Annotated in this window: 25 protein-coding genes and 1 pseudogene; 20 read left to right on the top strand and 6 right to left on the bottom strand. The window is 64.5% G+C overall.

The window, feature by feature from the left end:
* Positions 1 to 2: 2 nt before the first annotated feature.
* The 7 genes and pseudogenes from ACQCS0_RS05220 to ACQCS0_RS05250 all read left to right on the top strand — a co-directional run bounded on the left by ACQCS0_RS05220 (position 3) and on the right by ACQCS0_RS05250 (position 5,067).
* Positions 3 to 1,358 (top strand): APC family permease, encoded by a 1,356-nt coding sequence (locus tag ACQCS0_RS05220; RefSeq protein ID WP_354154112.1) that lies wholly within the window; start codon positions 3 to 5, stop codon positions 1,356 to 1,358.
* Positions 1,359 to 1,394: 36 nt separating this feature from the next.
* A complete protein-coding gene (locus ACQCS0_RS05225; protein WP_354154111.1) occupies positions 1,395 to 2,174 on the top strand; it encodes a carbon-nitrogen hydrolase family protein in 780 nt (259 codons plus the stop codon).
* Positions 2,175 to 2,233: 59 nt separating this feature from the next.
* Positions 2,234 to 2,302, top strand: a pseudogene (locus tag ACQCS0_RS05230) (hypothetical protein); the annotation flags it as partial.
* Between the two features lie 115 nt (positions 2,303 to 2,417).
* Positions 2,418 to 2,591 carry a hypothetical protein gene (locus ACQCS0_RS05235; RefSeq protein WP_354154227.1) on the top strand — a complete coding sequence of 58 codons (174 nt, stop codon included), beginning with the start codon at positions 2,418 to 2,420 and terminating at the stop codon, positions 2,589 to 2,591.
* Between the two features lie 85 nt (positions 2,592 to 2,676).
* Positions 2,677 to 3,348 (top strand): hypothetical protein, encoded by a 672-nt coding sequence (locus tag ACQCS0_RS05240; protein ID WP_354154110.1) that lies wholly within the window; start codon positions 2,677 to 2,679, stop codon positions 3,346 to 3,348.
* Between the two features lie 179 nt (positions 3,349 to 3,527).
* Positions 3,528 to 4,922 carry an OFA family MFS transporter gene (locus tag ACQCS0_RS05245; RefSeq protein WP_354154109.1) on the top strand — a complete coding sequence of 465 codons (1,395 nt, stop codon included), beginning with the start codon at positions 3,528 to 3,530 and terminating at the stop codon, positions 4,920 to 4,922.
* Position 4,923: 1 nt separating this feature from the next.
* The gene (locus ACQCS0_RS05250; RefSeq protein WP_354154108.1) at positions 4,924 to 5,067 is read left to right on the top strand and encodes an MFS transporter small subunit; all 144 of its coding nucleotides are present in this window, start codon (positions 4,924 to 4,926) and stop codon (positions 5,065 to 5,067) included.
* Here ACQCS0_RS05250 and ACQCS0_RS05255 read toward each other — a convergent pair.
* The 3 genes from ACQCS0_RS05255 to ACQCS0_RS05265 form a co-directional block, all read right to left on the bottom strand.
* A complete protein-coding gene (locus tag ACQCS0_RS05255; RefSeq protein WP_354165630.1) occupies positions 5,064 to 5,360 on the bottom strand; it encodes a hypothetical protein in 297 nt (98 codons plus the stop codon). The genes ACQCS0_RS05250 and ACQCS0_RS05255 overlap by 4 nt on opposite strands.
* Positions 5,311 to 6,156, bottom strand: a complete 846-nt coding sequence (locus tag ACQCS0_RS05260; RefSeq protein ID WP_354154107.1) for a fumarylacetoacetate hydrolase family protein — start codon at positions 6,154 to 6,156, stop codon at positions 5,311 to 5,313. Before ACQCS0_RS05260 ends, ACQCS0_RS05255 begins: the two co-directional genes overlap by 50 nt.
* 337 nt (positions 6,157 to 6,493) lie before the next feature.
* Positions 6,494 to 7,078, bottom strand: coding sequence for a histidine phosphatase family protein (locus tag ACQCS0_RS05265; RefSeq protein ID WP_354154106.1), 585 nt, complete (start codon positions 7,076 to 7,078; stop codon positions 6,494 to 6,496).
* A gap of 182 nt (positions 7,079 to 7,260) precedes the next feature.
* On the opposite strand from ACQCS0_RS05265, the gene ACQCS0_RS05270 reads away from it, so the two are divergent.
* The 8 genes from ACQCS0_RS05270 to ACQCS0_RS05305 all read left to right on the top strand — a co-directional run bounded on the left by ACQCS0_RS05270 (position 7,261) and on the right by ACQCS0_RS05305 (position 14,288).
* Positions 7,261 to 7,530 (top strand): hypothetical protein, encoded by a 270-nt coding sequence (locus tag ACQCS0_RS05270; RefSeq protein WP_354222609.1) that lies wholly within the window; start codon positions 7,261 to 7,263, stop codon positions 7,528 to 7,530.
* A 52-nt stretch (positions 7,531 to 7,582) separates the two neighbouring features.
* Positions 7,583 to 8,947, top strand: a complete 1,365-nt coding sequence (locus tag ACQCS0_RS05275; protein ID WP_354154104.1) for an MFS transporter — start codon at positions 7,583 to 7,585, stop codon at positions 8,945 to 8,947.
* Between the two features lie 54 nt (positions 8,948 to 9,001).
* Positions 9,002 to 9,613, top strand: a complete 612-nt coding sequence (locus tag ACQCS0_RS05280) for a heme-binding protein (protein WP_354154103.1) — start codon at positions 9,002 to 9,004, stop codon at positions 9,611 to 9,613.
* 491 nt (positions 9,614 to 10,104) lie between these two features.
* Positions 10,105 to 10,524 (top strand): hypothetical protein, encoded by a 420-nt coding sequence (locus ACQCS0_RS05285; protein ID WP_354154102.1) that lies wholly within the window; start codon positions 10,105 to 10,107, stop codon positions 10,522 to 10,524.
* A 4-nt stretch (positions 10,525 to 10,528) separates the two neighbouring features.
* Positions 10,529 to 11,764, top strand: a complete 1,236-nt coding sequence (locus tag ACQCS0_RS05290; RefSeq protein WP_354154101.1) for a hypothetical protein — start codon at positions 10,529 to 10,531, stop codon at positions 11,762 to 11,764.
* Between the two features lie 107 nt (positions 11,765 to 11,871).
* Positions 11,872 to 12,324 (top strand): OsmC family protein, encoded by a 453-nt coding sequence (locus ACQCS0_RS05295; RefSeq protein ID WP_354154100.1) that lies wholly within the window; start codon positions 11,872 to 11,874, stop codon positions 12,322 to 12,324.
* A gap of 243 nt (positions 12,325 to 12,567) precedes the next feature.
* A complete protein-coding gene (locus tag ACQCS0_RS05300) occupies positions 12,568 to 13,641 on the top strand; it encodes a class I SAM-dependent methyltransferase (RefSeq protein ID WP_354154099.1) in 1,074 nt (357 codons plus the stop codon).
* 326 nt (positions 13,642 to 13,967) lie between these two features.
* The gene (locus ACQCS0_RS05305) at positions 13,968 to 14,288 is read left to right on the top strand and encodes a GYD domain-containing protein (RefSeq protein WP_354154098.1); all 321 of its coding nucleotides are present in this window, start codon (positions 13,968 to 13,970) and stop codon (positions 14,286 to 14,288) included.
* Positions 14,289 to 14,598: 310 nt separating this feature from the next.
* Here the strand turns inward: ACQCS0_RS05305 and ACQCS0_RS05310 are convergent, their stop codons facing one another.
* Positions 14,599 to 15,768, bottom strand: a complete 1,170-nt coding sequence (locus tag ACQCS0_RS05310) for a histidine kinase (protein ID WP_354154097.1) — start codon at positions 15,766 to 15,768, stop codon at positions 14,599 to 14,601.
* A 207-nt stretch (positions 15,769 to 15,975) separates the two neighbouring features.
* The gene (locus ACQCS0_RS05315; protein WP_354154096.1) at positions 15,976 to 16,680 is read right to left on the bottom strand and encodes a response regulator transcription factor; all 705 of its coding nucleotides are present in this window, start codon (positions 16,678 to 16,680) and stop codon (positions 15,976 to 15,978) included.
* Between the two features lie 187 nt (positions 16,681 to 16,867).
* Here ACQCS0_RS05315 and ACQCS0_RS05320 point away from each other — a divergent pair, with 187 nt between their 5' ends.
* From ACQCS0_RS05320 to ACQCS0_RS05335, 4 genes are all read left to right on the top strand, one after another.
* The gene (locus ACQCS0_RS05320; protein WP_354154095.1) at positions 16,868 to 17,155 is read left to right on the top strand and encodes a hypothetical protein; all 288 of its coding nucleotides are present in this window, start codon (positions 16,868 to 16,870) and stop codon (positions 17,153 to 17,155) included.
* A gap of 100 nt (positions 17,156 to 17,255) precedes the next feature.
* Positions 17,256 to 17,936: a hypothetical protein gene (locus tag ACQCS0_RS05325; RefSeq protein WP_354154094.1), complete on the top strand. Its 681-nt coding sequence runs from the start codon at positions 17,256 to 17,258 to the stop codon at positions 17,934 to 17,936.
* 175 nt (positions 17,937 to 18,111) lie between these two features.
* Positions 18,112 to 18,489, top strand: coding sequence for a hypothetical protein (locus ACQCS0_RS05330; protein WP_354154093.1), 378 nt, complete (start codon positions 18,112 to 18,114; stop codon positions 18,487 to 18,489).
* A 107-nt stretch (positions 18,490 to 18,596) separates the two neighbouring features.
* Positions 18,597 to 18,968 carry a toxin-antitoxin system HicB family antitoxin gene (locus tag ACQCS0_RS05335; RefSeq protein WP_354154092.1) on the top strand — a complete coding sequence of 124 codons (372 nt, stop codon included), beginning with the start codon at positions 18,597 to 18,599 and terminating at the stop codon, positions 18,966 to 18,968.
* 124 nt (positions 18,969 to 19,092) lie between these two features.
* On the opposite strand, the gene ACQCS0_RS05340 is transcribed toward ACQCS0_RS05335, so the two are convergent.
* Entirely contained in the window at positions 19,093 to 19,761 is a 669-nt protein-coding gene (locus ACQCS0_RS05340) for a metalloregulator ArsR/SmtB family transcription factor (RefSeq protein ID WP_354154091.1), read from the bottom strand.
* A 394-nt stretch (positions 19,762 to 20,155) separates the two neighbouring features.
* Between ACQCS0_RS05340 and ACQCS0_RS05345 the strand changes: the two genes are divergently transcribed.
* Positions 20,156 to 20,497 (top strand): OsmC family protein, encoded by a 342-nt coding sequence (locus tag ACQCS0_RS05345; RefSeq protein WP_426940047.1) that lies wholly within the window; start codon positions 20,156 to 20,158, stop codon positions 20,495 to 20,497.
* The last annotated feature ends 13 nt before the right edge of the window (positions 20,498 to 20,510 follow it).

Here is a 20,510-nt window from a genome sequence, read left to right on the forward strand (position 1 = left end):
CCGTGACAACAACACCCACCCTCACGCGCACGCTGAAACTGCCCTCCCTGGTCCTGTTCGGCCTCGCGTACTTGACCCCGCTGATCGTCCTGGGGATCTTCGGCATCATCGCCGAAGCCACCGGCGGGGCCTCACCGTCCGCGTATTTGGTGGCGCTCGTGGCCATGCTGTTCACGGCGCACAGCTACGGCCGGATGGCCGTCGCACACCCGGTGGCCGGGTCCGCCTACACCTACGTCCGTCGGTCCATCGATCCCAGGGTGGGGTTCCTGGTGGGCTGGGCCATCCTGCTGGACTACCTCTTCCTGCCCATGGTGATCTGGCTGATCGGCGGCTCCTATCTCAGCGCGCAGTTCCCCGAAATCCCCATCGGTGGCTGGGTCGTTGGTTTCATCCTCATCACCACGGCCCTGAATGTCCTGGGCATCAAGGTGGCGGACAAGGCCAACTACGTGCTGATGGCATTCCAGCTGCTGGTGATCGTGTTCTTTGTGGCGCTGTCCATCGGCAACGTGGTGTCCACCTCCGGTGCCGGCGGCCTGGCCAGCACCCAGCCGTTCTTCAACGACACCTCCAGCTTCACCACCATCTCCGCCGGTGCCGCCATCGCGGCGTATTCGTTCCTGGGGTTCGACGCCGTCACCACCCTCACCGAGGAGACCATCGAACCGCGCAAGAACATGCCGCGCGCCATCATGCTCATCGCCCTGATCGGCGGAGGCATCTTCGTGACCGTGTCCTACGTGACCCAGCTGGTCCACCCCGGCGGTGTGTTCGAGGACTCGGCTTCCGCGGCCAGCTCCATCGCACTGCAGATCGGCGGTCAGCTCTTCGGAGCCGTGTTCCTCGCCGGCCTAGTGGTGGCTCAGTTCGCCTCCGGCCTCGCCGCGCAGGCCAGCGCCTCGCGCCTGCTCTACGCCATGGGCCGGGACTCCGTGCTGCCCAAGGCGGTCTTCGGCCGGCTCAGCGCGAAGTTCCACACCCCGGTGGTGAACCTGATCCTTACCGGCATTGTCGGCCTGATCGCGATCTTCCTGGACGTGGCCACCTCGACCTCGTTCATCAACTTCGGCGCCTTCACCGCTTTCACCCTGGTCAACGTCTCCGTGGTGTTCCACTACGTCCGGCAGCGCCGCGCCGGGCAGAACCTGAACCCCGTGTCCTACGTGGTGGTCCCGGCGGTGGGAGCCATCATCTGCGCGTACCTGCTCTCCCAGCTGGACGGTAACGCGATTACGCTGGGACTGTCATGGCTGGTGCTGGGCGTCGTGGTCCTGGCCCTGATTACGCGTGGTTTCAAAGCGGCGCCGCCGGAAATGTCGGCCACGGAGAGGGCAACGGTTGAGGCTGCAGCCTAAGCCGGGCCGCCGCCTGACCAAAGGGAAGGAACAACTGTGAGGATAGCGCTCGGGCAGCTGGAGTCGGGCACCGATATCCTGGCCAACCTCGCCGTGATCGACCGGTTCGCCGCCGAGGCCGTGCGCGAGGGCGCCGAGCTGGTTGCATTCCCGGAATATGCCACGTACGAGAAGAAGAAGGTGGACGCTACGTTCCCCGTGATGGCTGAGCCGCTGGACGGTCCCATCTGCCAGGAACTGGCCGGCACTGCCCGCCGCCACCGCATCGCGCTGGTGGCGGGCGTGGTGGAACGCTCGGAGGAGCCGGGCAAGGCGTACAACACCCTGGTGGCGTTCGGGCCGGACGGAAGCCGGCTGGCCTGCTACCGGAAGATCCACCTGTTCGACGCCCAGGGCTTCGGGGAATCCCGATTCATCAAGCCGGGTCTGTCCACCAGCCCGGTGGTGTTCGAGCACGGGGGAACGCGCTTCGGCCTGATGACCTGCTATGATCTTCGCTTCCCGGAGCTGGCCAGGGAACTGGCCGACGCCGGCGCCCAGGTCCTGCTCGTCTGCTCATCCTGGGTGCCGGGCACCCATAAAACCGAGCAGTGGCTGGCGCTGAACGCCGCGCGCGCTATCGAGAACAGTGTGTACGTGGCTGGGGTATGCCAAGCGCCGCCCATCTCCGTAGGCCGGAGTATTCTGGTTGATCCTATGGGGGCCATTGAAGCCGATCTCGGACTCGAACCAGGTGTTCGGGCGGTGGACGCCTCGCTTGAAGCGGTGGCCAGGGTGCGGGAAGCCTTCCCCATGTTCCGGCAGCGCCGGCTATAGGCAGGTGGCGTGTCCTGCTTCCCCATGACCACGACGTCGCCGGGCTTCTGGCACTCGTTGTGCTCACCGACGCCGGTAGGGACGCCCAGCTCGATGAACACCGAGAACCTGTGCTGAGGGAGAACCAGGACCGGTCGAAGTGGGACCGGCGGGCCATCGAAAAGGGGCTGGTGCTCCTGCGTGAGGCGCTGAACTCGCGGCCCCCGGACCGCTTCGCCCTCATGGCGGCGATCGCAGCCGTCCATGACGAGAGCGAGACGTGGTCCCACGCTCACTGGCAGGCGATCCTGGGGCTGTACGACCCGGCTGAGCCGTCCCGGCGAAGTACGGGTTGCCTTCGAGGAAGCGTTGATCCTCACGGAGAACGACGCCGAACGGCGCTACCTCCGGACCCGCCTGAACGAACTGGCGGGTTGAGCCGGGCCATCGAGGGCCGCGGGAGAGTACGACGGCGGCACGCCTTTTCGGTACGGCGGAGCGGGGGCAGTGGGAGGATGAATCCGTGGACCAATTCTTTGACTTCCTACGCCACTACTGGTGGCTCGTCTTCCCTCTCAGCGGAATGGCCGGAGGGTGGGCAAGGCAGTGGTCCAAGGCCAGCGAACGCCGGCACCGTCGCCGTCTGGAGCTGTACAAGCTCAAGAACCAGGCGATGCAGGCCGAACAAGCCAGCCAGGCCCAGGTCGCCGCCTTGATGTCAGCGCACGACGCCGTGAACCGGCGGTGGCTGGACTATGAGCTTGACGTGGGGAAACTTATCGACTTCCCGCTCATGACGGATGTACGGGAACCCCTTACCGTCGCATTCCTCCGGGCCAAGAAAGCAGCGGACGGTTTGCGGCCGGCCAAGCCGGAGGAGATTACGACGGCGGCCCGGCTGGCTGAGTACCGGACGGCCGTTCACGGCTTCGAGCTGGCATTCGACGTCGCGGAGCGCGAAGCCAAGCGGATTAAGGACAGCAATTTCACGGGTCCCGAACGCCAGCGGCTGGCAACGGCAAGGAAGCTGCTCAACCTCGCCCTGGACAATGCCGCCACACCGGCGGAGCGGCAGACGGCCTACAGGCGCGCCCGTCGGGAGCTGGATGGGCTGATCGTCCTGCCCGAGGCAACGGTTGCGGCACTGGAAGAGAAGATTGCCGGGCAATTGGGTAGGCGGGCGACCCCGGAATAGGTGCACGCCCGGACTGGTTAAACTTGCCGTTCGTCGCCTCTACCTAGCCGCTCGGCGCAATAATAGTACGTTTGCTTATGATTTGCACCATGATTGCCCAAGGTGAAGGTTCGTCTTGAGGGTCCTGGTCCTCCAGATCGTTGGACACCGACGTCTTCGACAAGCAACGGGAGCAGAATATGAGCTGGCTGGACCGTGAACGAACTATTGCCCCGCCGGGATTCAATCGCTGGCTGGTACCGCCCGCGGCGCTGGCGGTCCACCTCTGCATCGGCCAGGCCTACGCGACCAGCGTGTATAAGACGGCATTGGTCAAGCACTTCGATGCCAGCCTGACCGAAATCGGCGTGATCTTCTCCATCGCCATTGTGATGCTGGGCCTCTCGGCCGCGATCATGGGCACTTGGGTGGACACGAACGGCCCGCGCAAGGCGATGTTCACTTCGGCCGTGTTCTGGGCCAGCGGCTTCCTGATCGGTTCGCTCGGCATCTTCAGCGGCCAGTTGTGGCTGGTCTACCTCGGCTACGGCTTCATCGGCGGCATCGGCCTGGGCATCGGCTACATCTCGCCGGTGTCCACGCTGATTAAGTGGTTCCCTGACCGCCCGGGCCTGGCCACCGGCATGGCCATCATGGGCTTCGGTGGCGGCGCGCTGATCGCCAGCCCGGTGTCAACGGCGCTGTTGAAGATGTACGACCCGAACTCCGATGCCAAGGGCTGGGTGGCCAGCGGCGACTCCGTCGGCAAGCTCTTCCTGACTCTCGCGGTCATCTACCTGGCCTACATGATGTTCGGTGCCTTCACCATTAAGGTGCCCGCCGACGGCTGGCGGCCGGCAGGGTTCGACCCCGCCAAGGTCAAGGCCGCCACGCTGGTCACCACGGAGAACGTGTCCGCCAAAAATGCCATCAAGACCAGGCAGTTCTGGTTGGTCTGGATTGCCCTGTTCTGCAACGTCACCGCCGGCATCGGGATCCTGGAACAGGCCGCGCCGATGATCCAGGACTTCTTCCGCCAGTCCGACGGCGTGTCCCTGGTCAGTGCCGCTGTCGCCGCCGGCTTCGTCGGGCTGCTCTCCATCGGCAACATGGCCGGGCGCTTCGCGTGGTCCGCCACCTCCGACGTCACGGGCCGCAAGCGCATCTACATGGTGTACCTCGGCGTCGGGGCCATGCTCTACACGGTGCTGGCGTTGGCCGGCTCCAGCACCACCGTTCTCTACGTGGCACTCGCATTCGTCATCATTTCCTTCTACGGCGGCGGCTTCGCCACCGTCCCCGCCTACCTGCGTGACCTCTTCGGGACCTTCCAGGTGGGTGCCATCCACGGCCGACTGCTGACTGCCTGGTCCGCCGCCGGGGTTGCCGGGCCGCTGATCGTCAACGCCTTCCTGGACGCCCAGGGCAAGCCCGGCCAGCTGAACGCCGCCTCCTATCAGCCGGCGCTGCTGACCATGGTGGCGCTGCTGGTGGTTGGTTTTGTAGCCAACCTGCTGGTCAAGCCGGTCGACGCACGATTCCACGAATCCCGCCCCGACCGCGGGCGGTCCCAAGCACCTGCCATGGAGGCCTGAGATGAGCACTGCACACACCCCCGGCGCGCAGGCGCCCAACAAAGTGTCCACCGGCAGAGTGGCCCTGGCATGGGCCCTGGTGGGGGTGCCGCTGGCCTACGGGGTCTACGAAACCCTGACCCGTGTGGCGGCGCTGTTCGGCTAGCGGTTGGCGAGCGTCAGAAGTTGCCTTCCGCCACGGCCCCACGAGGGGACGCAGTGCGCCTCGTCCACCACGAACAGCGGGACGTCCAAGGCCGCGAGCCGTTCCACGGTCCCGGTCTTGGCCAGCTGTTCGGGGCCAGGAAGACGAAGGCGGCGTCGCCGCGCCTTGCGCTGCCAGGCGTCGAGGTCATCGGGGGTGGCGCTGAGGAGCGCTTTCCAATTCCCTGTTCTGACCGTGCCTTCCTCAGGCCTGGATGAATTCCTGGCGTTGGCGCCCGAGGCCTTCCACTTCAATTTCGAGGACGTCGCCGGACTTCAGGTACGGGAAGCGCCCTGACAACGCCACCCCTTCCGGGGTGCCGGTGCAGATCAGATCCCCGGGCTCCAATACAAGGTACTGGCTGAGGTGGTGGATGAGGGTGGCGACGTCGAAGATCAGGTCCCTTGTGGTGGAGTCCTGGCGCGGTTCGCCGTTGACCCAGCTGCGCAGCCGCAGGTTGCCGGCATCCACCTCGTCCGGGGTCACCAGATACGGGCCAGTGGGGCAGAACCCGGCGCAGTTCTTGCCCTTGGACCATTGGCCGCCGGACACTTCGAGCTGGAAGTCGCGCTCGGACAGATCGTTGACCGTGACGAAACCGGCGATATGGTCGATGGCCTCCGACGGGTTCGCGAGGTAGGAAGCACGCGCACCGATGACGACGCCGAGCTCGACCTCCCAGTCCGTTTTGCTGGAGCCGCGGGGAATCGCGACGGCGTCATGGGGCCCTGCGACGGTGTTGGGGGCCTTGTGGAAAAGAAGGGGGAAGGCAGGGGGAGCGGAGCCGGACTCGGCGGCGTGTCCTGCGTAGTTCAGGCCGATGCCATACACCGCGGAGGGCCTAGTAATGGGGGCGCCGATCCGGAGGCCGTCGGCCTCCAGCTCGGGCAATTCGCCGGCGGCCAGGGCTGCGGCGGCGCGGGTGGGCCCGCCGGACGACCAGAAGTCGGCGTTGATATCCGCAGTCAAGGACGCTAGGGAGTAGTACTTTTCGCCATTCACGATGGCGGGGATTTCGGAACCGGATGTACCCAGACGTGCGAATTTCATTGATTCAGCTCTTTCTCGGAAGGCAGGATCAGTCGTTGGTGCCGCATCTCGGCCCAGGCCTTGACGGCGAGGGGATGGTCAGCCGGCCGTATGGCCCGGGCCAGCAGTTCCAGAGGTGCTTTTCGTCATTCTAGGTGGGGCCAGCCGTAGTAACCGACTGTGACTGTGGCTCGGTTTTCAACACACCGACGTTCACCGCCCCGCCTGCCGTTGTCCCAGCCTGACAGCAACGCGGGGTCGCTCTTCGCCCATCCTGATGGCCGGGATGGGCGAGAAGTGACCCCGCGTTGGTTTGTGTCGCGAGGTGATACCCGGAGTCCAGTGGACCCCTGTGCGGTCAGCTCATGGCCGCGGCCGTCAGCTGCTCGCCATTGAGGTATTCGAGTTGCCAGCCGTCGGCGGGGTGGTGGTGGGCCAGGTTGAGCACAGCGTTGTCGATGCGCTCCAGCTGAAGCCCGATCGCACGGTTGAGGCTCAGCCGGATGAGCGTTCCGTGGGCGACGACGAGGATGCGGCCGCCGCGGAACTCCTCGGCCAGGGCTTCCAGCGCCGCGAGTCCACGGAGCGCTGCTTCGTCCTCGCTCTCCGCGCCACGGAAGCCGCCGGGGATGCGCAGTGCCTCCAGCTCGGGGCCGTCCTGGAGTCCTTCCGCTCGGCCAAAGCTGCGCTCGGCGAGTTCCGGCACATGCCGGTCGACGCCGAGCCGCAGCCCGCCGGCAATCAGGTCAGCAGTTTCCGCGGCACGGCTCAGCGGCGAGGACACGACGGCGTCCCATTCATAGCAGGAGAGGGCGTTGACGGCTTCCCGGGCCTGGCCGCGGCAGACGTCGTTGAGGGGAATATCGGTGGATCCCTGCAGCCGGCGCTGTGCATTCCAGTCGGTCTGGCCATGGCGGATGAGAGCGAAGGTTGTGAGGGTCATGCTGTCCATTGTCTCTGAGCTTCGATGGGCGCGGGAATCGTCCCTTCACGTAGCGCCGGAACCGGAAACGAGTATCAAGTTGCGGTTCTTGGTGTGAAGCTCAACGCCACCGAAGAGGTCGTTTCCAACAACATGTTTAACGACCCCCCCCGGAAGGAAGGTATGTCCTCGTCGACCTTGCAGTGACCTACGCAGGGGCTGATGAAGGAACACCGTGGATCGACCTGTCGCCGACCTTCGTAGGCACAGATGCACGACAATACGTTGCCAGCTCGTGCGGCGCCTCTTTGAACAATGGGGCGATGCATGTACCGACGCTTAAAAAGGGCGGTCAGGCAAGCTATCAAGTCTGCAAGGATGTGCCGGTTGGGGAGATTGAAGGAGGCAAGATTTTCATCCAGAAGAGCCTGTCCATGAATAGCGAAGCCAGGGCTCACTGGGGACTGAAGTAACGCCCCTGAGTAGGTCCGTGCCCCAAGGCAACCATGCGCCAGACTTAGGGGCGTGACGAACAAACCCCGTCCTGGCCTTGCGATCGCTGCGCTCAGCCTCGGTACCGCCCTGAACCCGCTGAACTCCTCCATGATCGCCGTCGCGCTGGTGGTCCTGCGGGAGGATTTCGCGCTCGACGTCGCCACCGTCACCTGGGTGATCACCTCGTTCTACCTCGCATCGGCGGCCGGTCAGCCGCTGATGGGCCGGCTTGCGGACCGCTTCGGGCCGCGCCGCCTGTTTACCTTCGGGATGGCCCTGGTGGCCGTGACGTGCGCACTGGCGCCGTTCGCGCCCAACTTCGCGCTGGTCTGCGTGGCCCGCGCGCTCATGGCGGTGGGGACGGCGACGGCGTACCCGTCCGCCGTCGTGATGGTCACCGAACTGAGCCGGCTGGCGGAGCTGCCGTCCACCCGCCCGCTGGGCCGGATCCAGATGGCAAACACGTCGGCGGCAGCGGTGGGACCCGTCGTCGGCGGTTTGCTGGTGAGCCTGCTGGGCTGGCAGGCGCTGTTCGCCGTCAACGTGCCGCTCGCGCTGCTGGCGCTGGTTGTGGTGCACCGGGCGGCGCCGGCCGATTCCGGTCGCGAGAGCGGGAAGCTCTCAACCCTGATCCGCGACTCCGACATCCCCGGCATCCTGGCCTTCGTGGCCTCGCTGATGCTCGCGATGATGGCGCTGCTGAACGTGATGCCGGGATACCGCTGGTGGCTCCTGGGTGCCGCGACGGTCATTGCCGCGCTGTTCGCGTGGCGCGAGCTGCGCTTCCGCCCACCCTTCCTGGACTTGCGGCTGCTGGGCCGGAACCGGCCGCTGCTGCTGGTGTATCTGGTGTTCGTCGTCTTCAGCGGCGTCTACTACTTTGCGTTCTTCGGCCTGCCGCAGCTGCTGCAGGAGGCGGGGCATTACGACGCCGGGCTGGTGGGTCTGCTGATGTTTCCCCTGGCGGCGATGTCCGTGCTGGTCACCCCGGTGACGGTACGGCTGATTGAGCGGTTCGGTGTGCGTGCGGTGCTGATCGGCGGTGTGCTGATCCTGCTGGTTGCCTCCGGCGGGCTGGGGGCGTTGACGCTGTCCCTGTGGCCGCCCTTGGTGTTTGGGCTGACCGCGTTGATGGGGGTGCCGTACGGGGTGGTAAGCACGGCATCGAACCAGGGCCTGTACGTGTCGGCCCGGCCGGAGGAGAGGGGAGTGGCAGCCGGCATTTTCCAGACCTCCCGCTACCTTGGCGCCATCACGGCGACGGTGCTGATCGGGGTGCTGTACGGGCCAGGCGTGAACCAGGCGAACTGGGGACTGATGGTCCTGGTGATGCTGGGGCTGGGCGCCGTGGTGCTGGCGTTGGCAGCGGCGTGGAAGCGGAAACCCGGGGTGTAGGTGTGGCACAGTGTCTGGCCGCCCGTGCCGGACGGGCGTAGGGTCTGGAGGACCATGACAGAACAGCAACCCCACGAGCTGGTCAACAGCTACCCGCACTTCGAGTTGCGCCGGTATCCCGCGCACGTTGTCGCCGAGGTGCACGTCAACACCACCTTCGACCGCGCCGGCAATGCTGCCTTCCGGCACTTGTTCAATTACATCAGCGGCAGCAACACAGCCCAACAGAAGCTGGCAATGACGGCTCCGGTCATCCAGGAGAGCGGCCCGTCGCAGAAACTGGCGATGACCGCACCGGTGCTGCAGACCGGTCCGATGCCCGGCAGCGATGCGCAGGCCGACTTTGTGATCGCCTTTGTGCTCCCTGCCGGATTGACGGCTGAGACAGCTCCGGCTCCGACGAACCCCGACGTTCGGATCCGCACCGTTCCGGGTTCACTTGCCGCAGCTGTTCGCTTCCCGGGCAGCGGCACCGGCGCGGCCTTTGCGCGCCGAAACACGGGGCTGCAGGCCGCGCTGACCCTGGCCGGGCTGACGGCCGTGGGGGCGCCACGGTTTGCGCGCTTTGATCCGCCGATCAAGCCGTGGTTCCTGAGGCACAACGAGGTTATTCAGGATGTGCAGGAGTCCAACGCTCATGAAACGACCGGCATTGCCCCCGCATAGGTGCGCAGCAAAGTTCAGGCTGAACAGATGGACTAAGCTTCGCCACGCCGACATTGTATCCAACGACTTTAGTATTACCCAGAAACCATTGACGCGCGGCACTGCGGCGAGGATGATATTGAATTGTAGGCAGTGGCAGCCGGAAAGGCATGAGGCCCTGCTGGTGACATTCAAAAGGGATTTGCTATGACCCAAAATCAATTTCGGGAATGGCCTGCGCGATCACGCCACTGGCAGGACCGGCGAATAATTCCTTTTTGGATAAGTAATGGGGAGAGTATCGGGCTGGGCGATGCGGTTAAAGACCTGACAAACTTTGCCGGAATCCCGCCGTGCAGCGGCTGTGAACAGCGAGCAGCTTTCCTTAACAGGCTTTTGCGCCTGCCCCGGTTCCGGAAGCGGAGCCGGTCCTAAGTATCGTGTTTCCCCGGCGCCATGCCGGGATGCCGGCCTGCCCGCAAGTGCGGCCGGCGGAGTGTCAGGAGGCGGTCATGCCGCAGCAAGTAGTGGTAACGGAACGTTATTGGTGTCCCGGGCCGTGGCCCTGGGAGTGGTTCGATACGTGCACGCGCAAGGTGACCAAGTGGTGCTACGACTTCAGTTGGGTCGAGGAAACCGGCTACGGGCTGGCCAGCCATCTGAAAGGGTGCGAAAACGGAATTCTTTACAGTTGGTGGGCGTTTTCCTTCAATATCTGGGGCAGTACCCAGTATGGCCCGGGAAGAATGTGTTTTACCAGCAAATTGAGTTCGTCGGGGCGCTGCGCCGCGTCGGCCGTTTCGGGGCTGACCGTTACGGCGGAAGCGCCGCGGATTCAATCCAGGGCCCGCCGCCAAATCCGCAGGCCGGTGCACCGGCCGTTACCGGATGAAAAAGAGCATTCCACGCATGATGACGAGGGTTCGAAGTAATTCCATGCGCGCCACACTGAATTTGGAAACGGTGCTGCGGAATGTACATTGCCATGACGAGGGCGATGGGTGGGGAAATGCGGAGCCCTATATCTGGACCGTGTTCTTCAAGGTGGATGGGGACAACTTCGCCGTCGAGGCCGGGTCCGGGCTGATCGGCTCACCCACCATCGTGTCCAGCAACGGAAGCCACGGGAACCTGGGCAACACGGACGTGGACGCCGGGGACGATGTGGCGGTGCCGGACGCCGTCGGGCTCTGGTCCACCAAGCTGAAACCCATCCCTGTCAACGATGCCGGGCTGCGTGCCTTGCTCGGCGCGGATGATATCCCCGCCATCGCCGGCGTGGTGGTGTCCCTGATGGAGGAGGACGGCTGGCCGGACTCCCTGGCCAACACGGGGTACTCGGCGTTTGTGGATGCTGTCCAGCTGGCTGTGGTCAAGGTGGCCGCGAGTTTCCAACACGCGCTGGCGGCGCCTACACCACAGGAGATCAAGGACCAGATCGAGGTGGTGAAGGCCTCGGCCGCCACGTCGGTCAAGGCGGCAGTCAAGAACGCCATGTCCGGTTGGGAGCTGATCTGGTACGGGACGTTCGGGAACAATGACGACGGGATCGGCACCGAAGCGTTCACCACCACTAGCGATAAGCTGGTGGCCACACCGGTGATCGCGATCAACCGGCGGTGGTCGGGGGATGAATCCGGGGACGGGGATTGGGAGATCAGCGGGGTGTTCCGCGGCTTCCCGCAGCTGGACTGCCACCTCGAGAGGCTGTTCTCGTTCAGCGCCGGCAGCGAGGCCCGGCAGGAGGAGTCCCGAGCCAAAAGCTTCGACGCGATGCGGGTCTTCCGGGACGGTGCGTTCCGTGAGTCTCCGGGCCTGGGTGCGTGGTGGGCGGAATTCGCCGCGGCTAGCCCAGCCCTGGCCATGGTGGCGGAGCAGCGCCCGGACGTGCAGGAGGCACTGAACGGGCTGGTGCACGACGCCGGCACCTGGCTGGCGGACGGGGCGGAACGTATCGGCGGGCAGTCTCTGGAACGCCTGAACACCGTCCTTGATGCCCTGGCCGTGGACGCGCCCGGCCGCCAGGCCCGCGTGCTCCGGCAGGCCAAGCGCCTGGTGAAGCGAATGGACGGGGTCAGCTTCGAGGATGCCCTGCGGTTCGCCGCCGAGATGAAACCCGTGGGCAGGACACCGCGCAGGGACCAAGCCCAGCAGACCGGGATGCTTGCCTAGGAGGGCGGCCCGGTCCGAACCGGAACTTTCGCCAGCGCACGGGGCAAAGCGGCGTCCGCGGGCCATGTCCATGATGCACCGCTGCCTGCTGGTGGCATCATGGTCCAATGAGCGAAAACAACGATCCCACGCTGCGTTCCGTCGAGCTGACCCGGACGGCAACTGCCCGTTACGTGGCGCGCAATGCCGCGGGCGCGGAACTTGAATTCGGCCACGGCGAAGGCCTGCTGAGCCCGGTGGAGCTGCTGCTGGCGGCGATCGCCGGATGTTCGGCCATCGACGTGGACACGGTGACGGCACGGAGCGCCGAGCCCACGTCCTTCCACGTCTCGGCGACCGGCCACAAGGTGGTTGAGGACGGTGCGAGCCGGGTGGAGGGCCTGCACCTGTCCTTCAACCTGGGCTTTCCCGATACGGCTGAGGGGCAGAAGGCCGCCGGCATGGTGGAGCGGCTGGTGGACCTCTCGCATGAGAAGTACTGCACTGTGTCACGGACAGTGGAGCACGGAACTGCCGTCACCAACGAGGTCCACGTCGCGGTTGGTGACACCGAGGGCTGACGGGGTGCCGGACGAAATCCGGCCACGGCACCCCTGTATCCTGAAATGTAGGTTGAAGGGCTCCAGCGGCCATCGACCAAGCTCAGTTCGTGACCGGATGACGGTCCGGAACCTTGGAACGGACCTCTTATCAGTACTGGCACACCAGCTTCCCGGGGAATCCCGACGTCGGCCCTCCAGACGGCGGGCACGGCTGCGGCGGATGATCCCGCCGTCGTGACCTGGGTCGAGGCTGGTGAGAGCATGACCGCGCGATGGCGTTCGGCGAACGGCAGACCGGTGCCGACGCGCGTCGAAGTGGTCACCGATTCCCTCACAGCCGATGAGGCGAACCGGATGGCGTCACAGGGGATCGCGATGCTCTGGCACGGTGACTTCTATAACGCACGTCAGATCCTTAACGCCATGGACCGGCGGGTCGGCGCCGGAAAGAAGATCGCAGGAACTCCGGCCGAGAAGTTCTATCGGCACCGCCAGTCCCGCTCGCATCGTGCACGCATGCTCGGCCTGCTGCTGATTCCTCTTGATCCGGGCCCGGTGGCGCCGCTGCGCCGCGCACCGGATATCCGGGAGGCCGCCGCTGAAGCGTACGGCGATATCGGCGAATCTTCCGTTGTGTCCCTGCATGAGCTGGTCGGGGCCATTGGCGCCCACGAGTGGCGGCGGAACGGCGTCTACGTCGATGCCCTGCAGGACCGCATCCACCCGCACTATGGCACGTTCTTCCCCACCCGGAGTGAATATGTGGATCTCGTGGCCGCCGCGCCACTGCCCTCTGACACGCTGGCGTTCGACGTCGGAACCGGCACCGGGGTGCTCGCTGCCGTCCTCGCGCGCCGTGGTGTCCACCGCGTGGTGGCCACGGACAATGAACCGCGTGCCATTGCCTGCGCCGGTGAGAATTTCCGGAACCTCGGTGTCCAGGACCGCGCTGAGGCCGTCCTGACCGACATGTTCCCGCCCGGACGGGCGCCGCTCGTTGTGTGCAACCCGCCCTGGATTCCGGCCACGCCGCATTCGTCCCTGGACAGCGCCGTCTACGACCCCGGCAGCAGGATGCTGTTCCGCTTCCTGAACGAACTCTCCGACCATCTGGAGCCCGGCGGTGAGGGCTGGCTTGTCCTTTCCGACCTGGCCGAGCACCTGGGCCTGCGCTCGCGTGAGGATCTGCTGGCCGCCATCGAGGCGGCTGGGCTGAAGGTGTTGGACCGGCTCGGCACCAAGCCAACGCACTCGAAGGCATCGGACCGCGACGATCCTCTGTTCGAGGCGCGCGCCGCCGAGGTCACGTCCCTGTGGCGGCTTGTCAGCCGATAGTCACAGGCTTCCCCGCAACGCGCGCTCCACAGGTGGAACGCTCCGATGCTGTTCTCTCGCCGATGCCAGGGACGAGGTTCGGGCCCGGAGTGGTATCCCCGTGTATTGACGGCCTGGAGCCCGAGGAATAGCGTCGGCGGTAGCGGGGTCATTCACCCCGTTTCCACGGAATAAGGGGCAAGATCTGGGCCGCTCCTGCACGGCCATGGAGCCAGGTGAGGAGGATTCTGTGCGGACGTCATCCTGTATCAAACGTACCCGGGGTCCGCGGATGCCTTCCGGATGGCCGCGGAATACCGGGACAGGGATCCAGGGAAGGAAAGACCATGCCGAAGTATCTGTTTGAAGCGACGTACGTGGGCCAGGGAATCAAGGGGCTCATGCAGGAAGGCGGCACCAAGCGGCGCGAGGCTTTGAAGGAGGCCCTCAGCTCCGTAGGGGGAACGCTGGAAAGCTTCTACTACGCCTTTGGCTACTACGACGTCCTCGGCGTTTTTGAGGCGCCGGACGATGCTAGTGCCGCAGCACTGTCGCTGCTCATCAATTCGACGGGGAACGTCAACGTCCGCCTGAAGCCGCTCCTGTCGGTGGAAGACCTCGACGAAGCAGCCAAGAAGACGCCGTCCTACCGGGCCCCAGGACAATAGGCGCCCGGGACAATAGGGAGTCTGGCACCCAGCCGGCGGGCCGCCGTCGTAAATTCCGACGGCGGCCGCTGGCTGGGTACGGACGGCGCGGCATGCGGGCCGGACGGACTTTGCAGGATTGTGCCCAAGATGGCCAACCCCGAATCTGATACTGGTCTCGATGCCGGCGCCGAAGCAGAGGCGCGGCGCAGGCGTCTTGAAGTCCTTTGTAAATGCCCTCACGGCGGCGTCGTAGGCAGGGTATTTGAGCCCGATGATCGTGAGGGCGAACGTCAGAACGTAGAAAACGTCCACATCCTCGGGAAACTCCCTAAGGCGACGAGGGGAGGCGGGCGCTCAGGAAGAACCCCCGGTTCCTGGGCCCCCATTCGATGCTTCCCCCGGCGACTTCCACTCTCTCCTTGAGCCCCAGAAGTCCATAGCCCGAAGTACCGTCAAGATGGTTCTCGGGCCTGCCGCCTCCGTCGTCGGAAATGTTGAGGGTCAGAGTACGGGGTTCCCACCGAAGATCGATGAGCGCGTTCGTTCCTGATCCGGCGTGCTTGGAGATGTTCGTCAGCGACTCCTGCACCACGCGGTACGCAGCGTGGCTTACGCTCGGGTCAAGCTTTCCAACCTCCCCGGATGCCTTCATGTCCACCTGCACTCCCGCTGAACGGACAGGCTCTATCAGCCCATGAATGTCGTTAAGCGTCGGCAGCGGGCTTTGCTGTTCTTCGTCCGCCGTCCCACCGTGTGGCTTCAGCAGTCTCAGAAGGCGGGCAAGTTCCTGCGCCGCCTCAGTGCCAACGGACTCGATCACGTCCAGAGCCTGGGCGGCACGTTCGGGATCGGTATCTATTACTTTGCGTGCACCGGCTGCGTGCAGCATCATCACGGTGACGGCGTGGGAGACGATGTCGTGCAGTTCCGCGGCGATGTGGGCACGTTCCTGGACGATGGCGGCTTCAGCCCTGCGTCGCTCCTCTTCCAGCGAGCTGATGCGGAGACGGTTTCGCGCCACAAAACGGCCGAATGCCCAGGATCCTCCCAGCCACACGGCTCCGGTACCGATGAACCACAGATCCTCATCAAAGGGCCTGCCGGGTGAAGTAACAAGGACAGGAAGGGCAATTGCGGTAATCCATGCTGTCAGGGACTGCCGCAGCGACATATCGGATGCCACTGCTGCCAGCGCCACCAGGACAGTCGTTATTGGCATGTAAGGGACGCGGTAAATCTCCGAGAAGTTGAAATAGTTCGGAGTGACGAGGACTACGAAGATCGCCTGATGCAGCAAGAGCCCGGTGAAAACCATTATGGGGGCGCGGTGCCTCCAAAGGAGCGGGATGAATCCGCCCGCCACGTAAACAAAAGCCGCCACGGCCAGGACTCCCGAGAGCGAGCCGGAGGTAGCCGGAAAAAAGCTGGCGAGCTCGAGGGCAAAAGCCAGCAGCACGACGGTGAAATCTGCCCGGGTGAAGCCATGTGACCGTTTCACCCCCGCCGAACCAGAATGTGCCACTTTGACCATCGAATATTTTTGGACCACTGCCCACCTCACAACGGGTTACCAGTCATGGCTATGCCTCTGTCCCTAGTGTGCGCCCGGGAACGATTGCCTTCATCCATCCTCCGTATGGGCGATGGCATACACCCCCGGGTGGACTCTTGCGGCAATCGGAGATGGCGTCTCAGACTCGAATGCTCAGCCACGTCCGTTCGGCTTGACCAGGCCCAAACGGTAGGCCGCCGCCACAGCCTGCGCCCGGTCCGCCACCCCAAGTTTCATCAGGATGCGGTGCACGTGTGTTTTCACGGTCGCCTCACTGAGGAACAGGTTTGCGGCGACCTCGGCGTTATTCATTCCGCGGGCAATCGCGGCCAGCACTTCCCGTTCACGGCGAGTCAGCTCATCCAACTCGGCAGGGGTGGGGAGAAACGGCTCCGGCCTGTTCGAAAATTCCTCGAGGAGTTTACGGGTGACATTCGGGTCAAGCCAGCCGGCTCCCTCGGCGAGGGCACGGATGGCGGATGCCAGGATGCGTGGCGCCGAGTTCTTGAGGATGAAGCCGGAGGCGCCGGCACGGAGGGCGGCATGGACAGCCTCATCTTCATTGAAGGTAGTCAGGATGAGGACCGGTATCGCTTCCCTGTGGCCGGTATTGAACTCTTCGGAGGTGAGGATGCGGGTAGCCGCGACGCCGTCCATGACTGGCATGCGAATATCCATCACCACGACGTCGGGCTGCAGCCCCGCGACCACCTCAATGCCGGCGCGGCCGTTACCGGCCTCCCCGACCACCACCATGTCCGGCTCTGACTCCAACAGCAGCGCCAGTCCTGCCCTGATCAGGGCTTCGTCATCAACAAGGACCACGCGGAGGCGGCCGTAGGCTTCACCGGCCGGCACGGGCGCACCTCTTCGTGTGCCATCCATGAGTGGACACTATCCATCCCCGAGCTGAAAAGCCACGGCCAAAATGTACCCGGGGGAACCGGGCGCCGCTACGCCGTGGGGTGTAGCTGATGACCGCGCCGCATCCCCTGCCGATGTACACCGGAATGGCTACCGGGGGTCGACGCGCCACTTGCGTTCCGTGATCAACACTGATGGCTATCAAGTCCATGAAAAAAAGGTCATGGACGAGAAAAACCAAGGAGCCCCGATGGCCTGGAAATCCGGACAACGAAGAGCATGGCTGACCATCAGCATCGTCTTCAGCCTCGGCCTCATTGGGACAGCGTCCTCCGGGACCGCACGGGAAAGCACAGTACCTCCAACATCAACGGACCGGCGGGACGTCCCAAGTCAACAAAATCATGCGCCCATACCGCTGAAAGGCTCACCGGAACTCTGGAAGTTCCGCCTCATCATCGACAGATGAACAAAGGAAAGGAATCATCATGAAAACCCGTCCAGACCCAGCAACCGACAAACAATCCGGGGGCCGTGGAGGCTCGGTACAGCCGGCGCCAAGGGGGGCCATGACCATCATGGACAGGGTCGGAGCCTTCAGCGGCGCCGCATATTTCATCGTGGCGAACGCTGCAATTGCCATAGGCGCAGACGCCGCAACGCCTGATGCGCCAACGGGGCAGGAGAGCCTCGATGCTTTGGCACGTATGGCCGCAAACCCGGCCGCCCAGGCGGCGATCAGCATCGAATTTCTGGCGTTCACGTTTTGGATGACTTTCATCGGTTACGTGTGCTGGCGCCTGCGCGCTGCGGGCTGGGTAGCTGCAGTGGCCCTGGTCGGCGGTGTTGTCGAGATTGCAGTGAAGCTGGGTTCCGCGGCCCCTCTCATTTCGGGCTATTCGCTGCGTGACCAGATTTCACCGGAGCAGGCCGCCATTCTCACCCAGATGAACAAGGCCGACTTTATGGTGGGACTGCTGCCGGCCGGTCTGTTCGTGCTCTGCGCCGCCATCGCTGCCCTCAGGACGAAGGAGTTGGGCCGCGTGCTGGCATTGTCCGGCATTGTCATCGGGGCGGGCAACATCGTCACTGCGTCGGTCAGTGGCGTGAATCTTCCGGAGTCCGGCTTCGCGCCGTCGTTCCTGCTGATCCTGGTCTGGGAGCTGGTGATCAGCCTGCGCTGGGGCTTCGCCCGCAACCACCCAAGGGTTCGGGCCGCCGTCAGCCCGGCAAACCCCGTCATCAGCTAGGGCCAGCGTCATTTCAACGGGAACCAAAGGCGGGCTGCCGTGGCTTCCCGCAGCATGTTTCGTCATTCTTCTGCCTTGCTGCATGGTCCTGTGCCTGGATCTTTATCCAGGCACCACCTATATAGATCACTTGTCCTCCTCGCTGGGCCTTCTCGCTGCGGGAAGCCTTCTGGTATTGAAACCACTCGCGGCCCAAGCGCTGCCCGCCGCCATGCCGGAGGGGCACCGGGACCAGATGAAATATGCGCTCCGCTCCGGAGTCCTGCCGCTGGCCACTCTGTTCAGTGACTGGCGCGATGAACTCACACAACAGGGGAGAGCGTATTCGCTGGTCCTCCGGGCACTGCCGGCCGGGACAGCGGTGGTCATCCTGATCGATGGCTACGGTATCCTTCGTGATCCCGCAGGGGGCCTCTTTTTCCTGTGCTGCGCCGTGGCCACCTCATTGTTGGGGGTTGCGGTGTTTGCATTCTCAGCGGTCCGGCTGAAGAACATTGACGCCGTGGAGGGCAAGCTGCGCGAACAGATCCGCCTACTGGATGCCCAGGCCTGACCCGTGTATTCACCGTGGACGCCATGGCGGGTTGACCAGGTCAGCTGCAGCGGGGCCCGTCCTTGCCCGCCCGCCCGTGCTAGCTCGCCGCCGCCTTGGCTGCCCGCGTGGCGATTCGAGGTCGGACAGGGGGCGCCCGGCCGGTCCGCATTCCGCTGGACGACGCTGAGGGCCATGATCTCGACGCCATGGCCGCGGCCATCACCGCGCCCCAAGATCATCCTGCTCTGCACCCCCAACAATCCGACGGGCGTGCCGATCACCACGAACGCGTCCAAGCCTTCCCGCAGTCCGTCTGCTCCGACGTCCTGGTGGTGATCGACGAGGCCTACGTGGAATATGCCGAAGCGGGCAGCGGCCGCGTGCCCCCGGAACTGCACGGCAAACTGGCGGTTGAGGCTGCCAATCACGGCGTGCCCCTCAACAAGTACGCAACGGAGCTTCTGACGGCTCACGAGGTTCCGGCGACAGGTGGATGATGACGTTATCGGCCGGCGGGAGCGCGTCAAGAACGGCACGGCAGGCACAAACCTTGCGCGTCCGCGGCGTCGATGCGAGTTGTCACCTCGGACCAGCAGATTCCCTCGATAACGCCGAAGCGTTCTAGGGCATGTGGCCCTCAGTGGGGAGACGCGCGGCAGCCCATTCGGGGAAGCCGTCTTCGAGGCGTGCGGCTTCAAGGCCGTTCCCGGTCATGATCCGGACCGCGTCGTCGGCGTACACGCAGTAGGGACCGCGGCAGTAGGCCACCACCTCGGCGTCCTCGGGGATTTCGCCAAGGCGTGACTGCAGGTCGCTGACCGGGATGCTGATGGCGCCGCGGATGTGGCCGGCGGCGTACTCAGGTGCGGGCCGCACGTCCAGCACCACCACGTTGCCGTCACGTAGCCTGGTCTGGAGAGTGTCCCGTGTGATGGTGCGGAGCTGGCTCCGGTCGCCCACGTAGTCGGCCAGTAGTTGCTGCAGCCCTGCCACGTGCTCTTCTGCGAACTGGCGCATGGCCCGCCACAGCTCGTGCACTACGGGGCCGGACAGCGAATAGTAAACCCGTGTTCCCTCACGCCGGGTATTGACCAGCCCGCACCTCAGCAGCCGCTGCAGGTGCTGGGAAGTATTGGCCACGGTCTGGCCGATCTCGTTCGCGAGTTCCTCGACAGGCCGTTCGCCCTGGGCGAGAACGTCCACCAGCTCGGCCCGCCGGCCATTCGACAAGCCCTTCGCCGCATGCGCGAGTGAGTTGTAGAGCAGCGCCTTCGCCGCATGATCTGACATTGCGCCTCCTCTTCTGTATTCAAGTTTTCTCTTGACAATACACCCTTATGAGGTGTCCCATTCAAGAAAGCTATTGAGTTTGTTCACCAGTCCTGAAATCCCTAGCCGCCCGGGAGGATCAGGCTGGGGCCCCCAGCAGTTGCCGGGCTGACGAGGGCACTGGACGATTCCCGGACGGGGGGCCGGACCGCAGCCCCGTATTCCACAGCAGAAAGAAAGAAAGAGTCAGATGGCAAACAGGACGATGCCGCAGGTTAACGGAATCAATACCGCGGGGTGGGAAGCGTTCCGCAACGAGGTGCGGAAGGACTCCTCTGTGGCCGATAGACAGCCTACCGTCACAGCTCGCTGGGTGGGCGGATCTCGCTCGGAGGTTGAATTTGAAGGAAAGACCATGCACATCGGCGGTGACGGGGACTTCAATGCCATGCAGGCGGTTCTCGCAGCGCTGGCCGCCTGCGACGTCGACCTCGTGGCGCTGCACGCGGCATTGCTCGGACTCGAGGTGAAGGACCTGCGCGTCGAAGCCACGGGCCACTTCAATGTCCAGGCATATCTTGGGCTCGAGGCACCGGGCTCGGGGTACACCGGAATCTCCTACAGGATCATTCTTGACTCCCCGGGCGCCAGTAACGAACAGATCCGCCTACTGCGTGAACGAATCGAGCGCTCCTCTCCTGTCGGTGACTCCCTCGGCCGGTCCATCCCACTGACGATCGAGTTCAGCGCAAACTGAGGGCGCCGGCATC

The sequence above is a fragment of the Pseudarthrobacter sp. S6 genome (assembly GCF_050156575.1).
In the GTDB taxonomy this organism is placed as follows: domain Bacteria; phylum Actinomycetota; class Actinomycetes; order Actinomycetales; family Micrococcaceae; genus Arthrobacter.

What these genes read in the sequence shown, in the direction of transcription:
- ACQCS0_RS05325 (WP_354154094.1), top strand. Translation starts at nt 17,256, where the DNA reads ATGACCATCATGGACAGGGTCGGAGCCTTCAGCGGCGCCGCATATTTC.
- ACQCS0_RS05295 (WP_354154100.1), top strand. Translation starts at nt 11,872, where the DNA reads ATGAGCGAAAACAACGATCCCACGCTGCGTTCCGTCGAGCTGACCCGG.
- ACQCS0_RS05250 (WP_354154108.1), top strand. Translation starts at nt 4,924, where the DNA reads ATGAGCACTGCACACACCCCCGGCGCGCAGGCGCCCAACAAAGTGTCC.
- ACQCS0_RS05245 (WP_354154109.1), top strand. Translation starts at nt 3,528, where the DNA reads ATGAGCTGGCTGGACCGTGAACGAACTATTGCCCCGCCGGGATTCAAT.
- ACQCS0_RS05305 (WP_354154098.1), top strand. Translation starts at nt 13,968, where the DNA reads ATGCCGAAGTATCTGTTTGAAGCGACGTACGTGGGCCAGGGAATCAAG.
- ACQCS0_RS05235 (WP_354154227.1), top strand. Translation starts at nt 2,418, where the DNA reads ATGACGAGAGCGAGACGTGGTCCCACGCTCACTGGCAGGCGATCCTGG.
- ACQCS0_RS05285 (WP_354154102.1), top strand. Translation starts at nt 10,105, where the DNA reads ATGCCGCAGCAAGTAGTGGTAACGGAACGTTATTGGTGTCCCGGGCCG.
- ACQCS0_RS05345 (WP_426940047.1), top strand. Translation starts at nt 20,156, where the DNA reads ATGCACATCGGCGGTGACGGGGACTTCAATGCCATGCAGGCGGTTCTC.
- ACQCS0_RS05340 (WP_354154091.1), bottom strand. Translation starts at nt 19,761, where the DNA reads ATGTCAGATCATGCGGCGAAGGCGCTGCTCTACAACTCACTCGCGCAT.
- ACQCS0_RS05265 (WP_354154106.1), bottom strand. Translation starts at nt 7,078, where the DNA reads ATGACCCTCACAACCTTCGCTCTCATCCGCCATGGCCAGACCGACTGG.
- ACQCS0_RS05260 (WP_354154107.1), bottom strand. Translation starts at nt 6,156, where the DNA reads ATGAAATTCGCACGTCTGGGTACATCCGGTTCCGAAATCCCCGCCATC.
- ACQCS0_RS05290 (WP_354154101.1), top strand. Translation starts at nt 10,529, where the DNA reads ATGCGCGCCACACTGAATTTGGAAACGGTGCTGCGGAATGTACATTGC.
- ACQCS0_RS05300 (WP_354154099.1), top strand. Translation starts at nt 12,568, where the DNA reads ATGACCGCGCGATGGCGTTCGGCGAACGGCAGACCGGTGCCGACGCGC.
- ACQCS0_RS05280 (WP_354154103.1), top strand. Translation starts at nt 9,002, where the DNA reads ATGACAGAACAGCAACCCCACGAGCTGGTCAACAGCTACCCGCACTTC.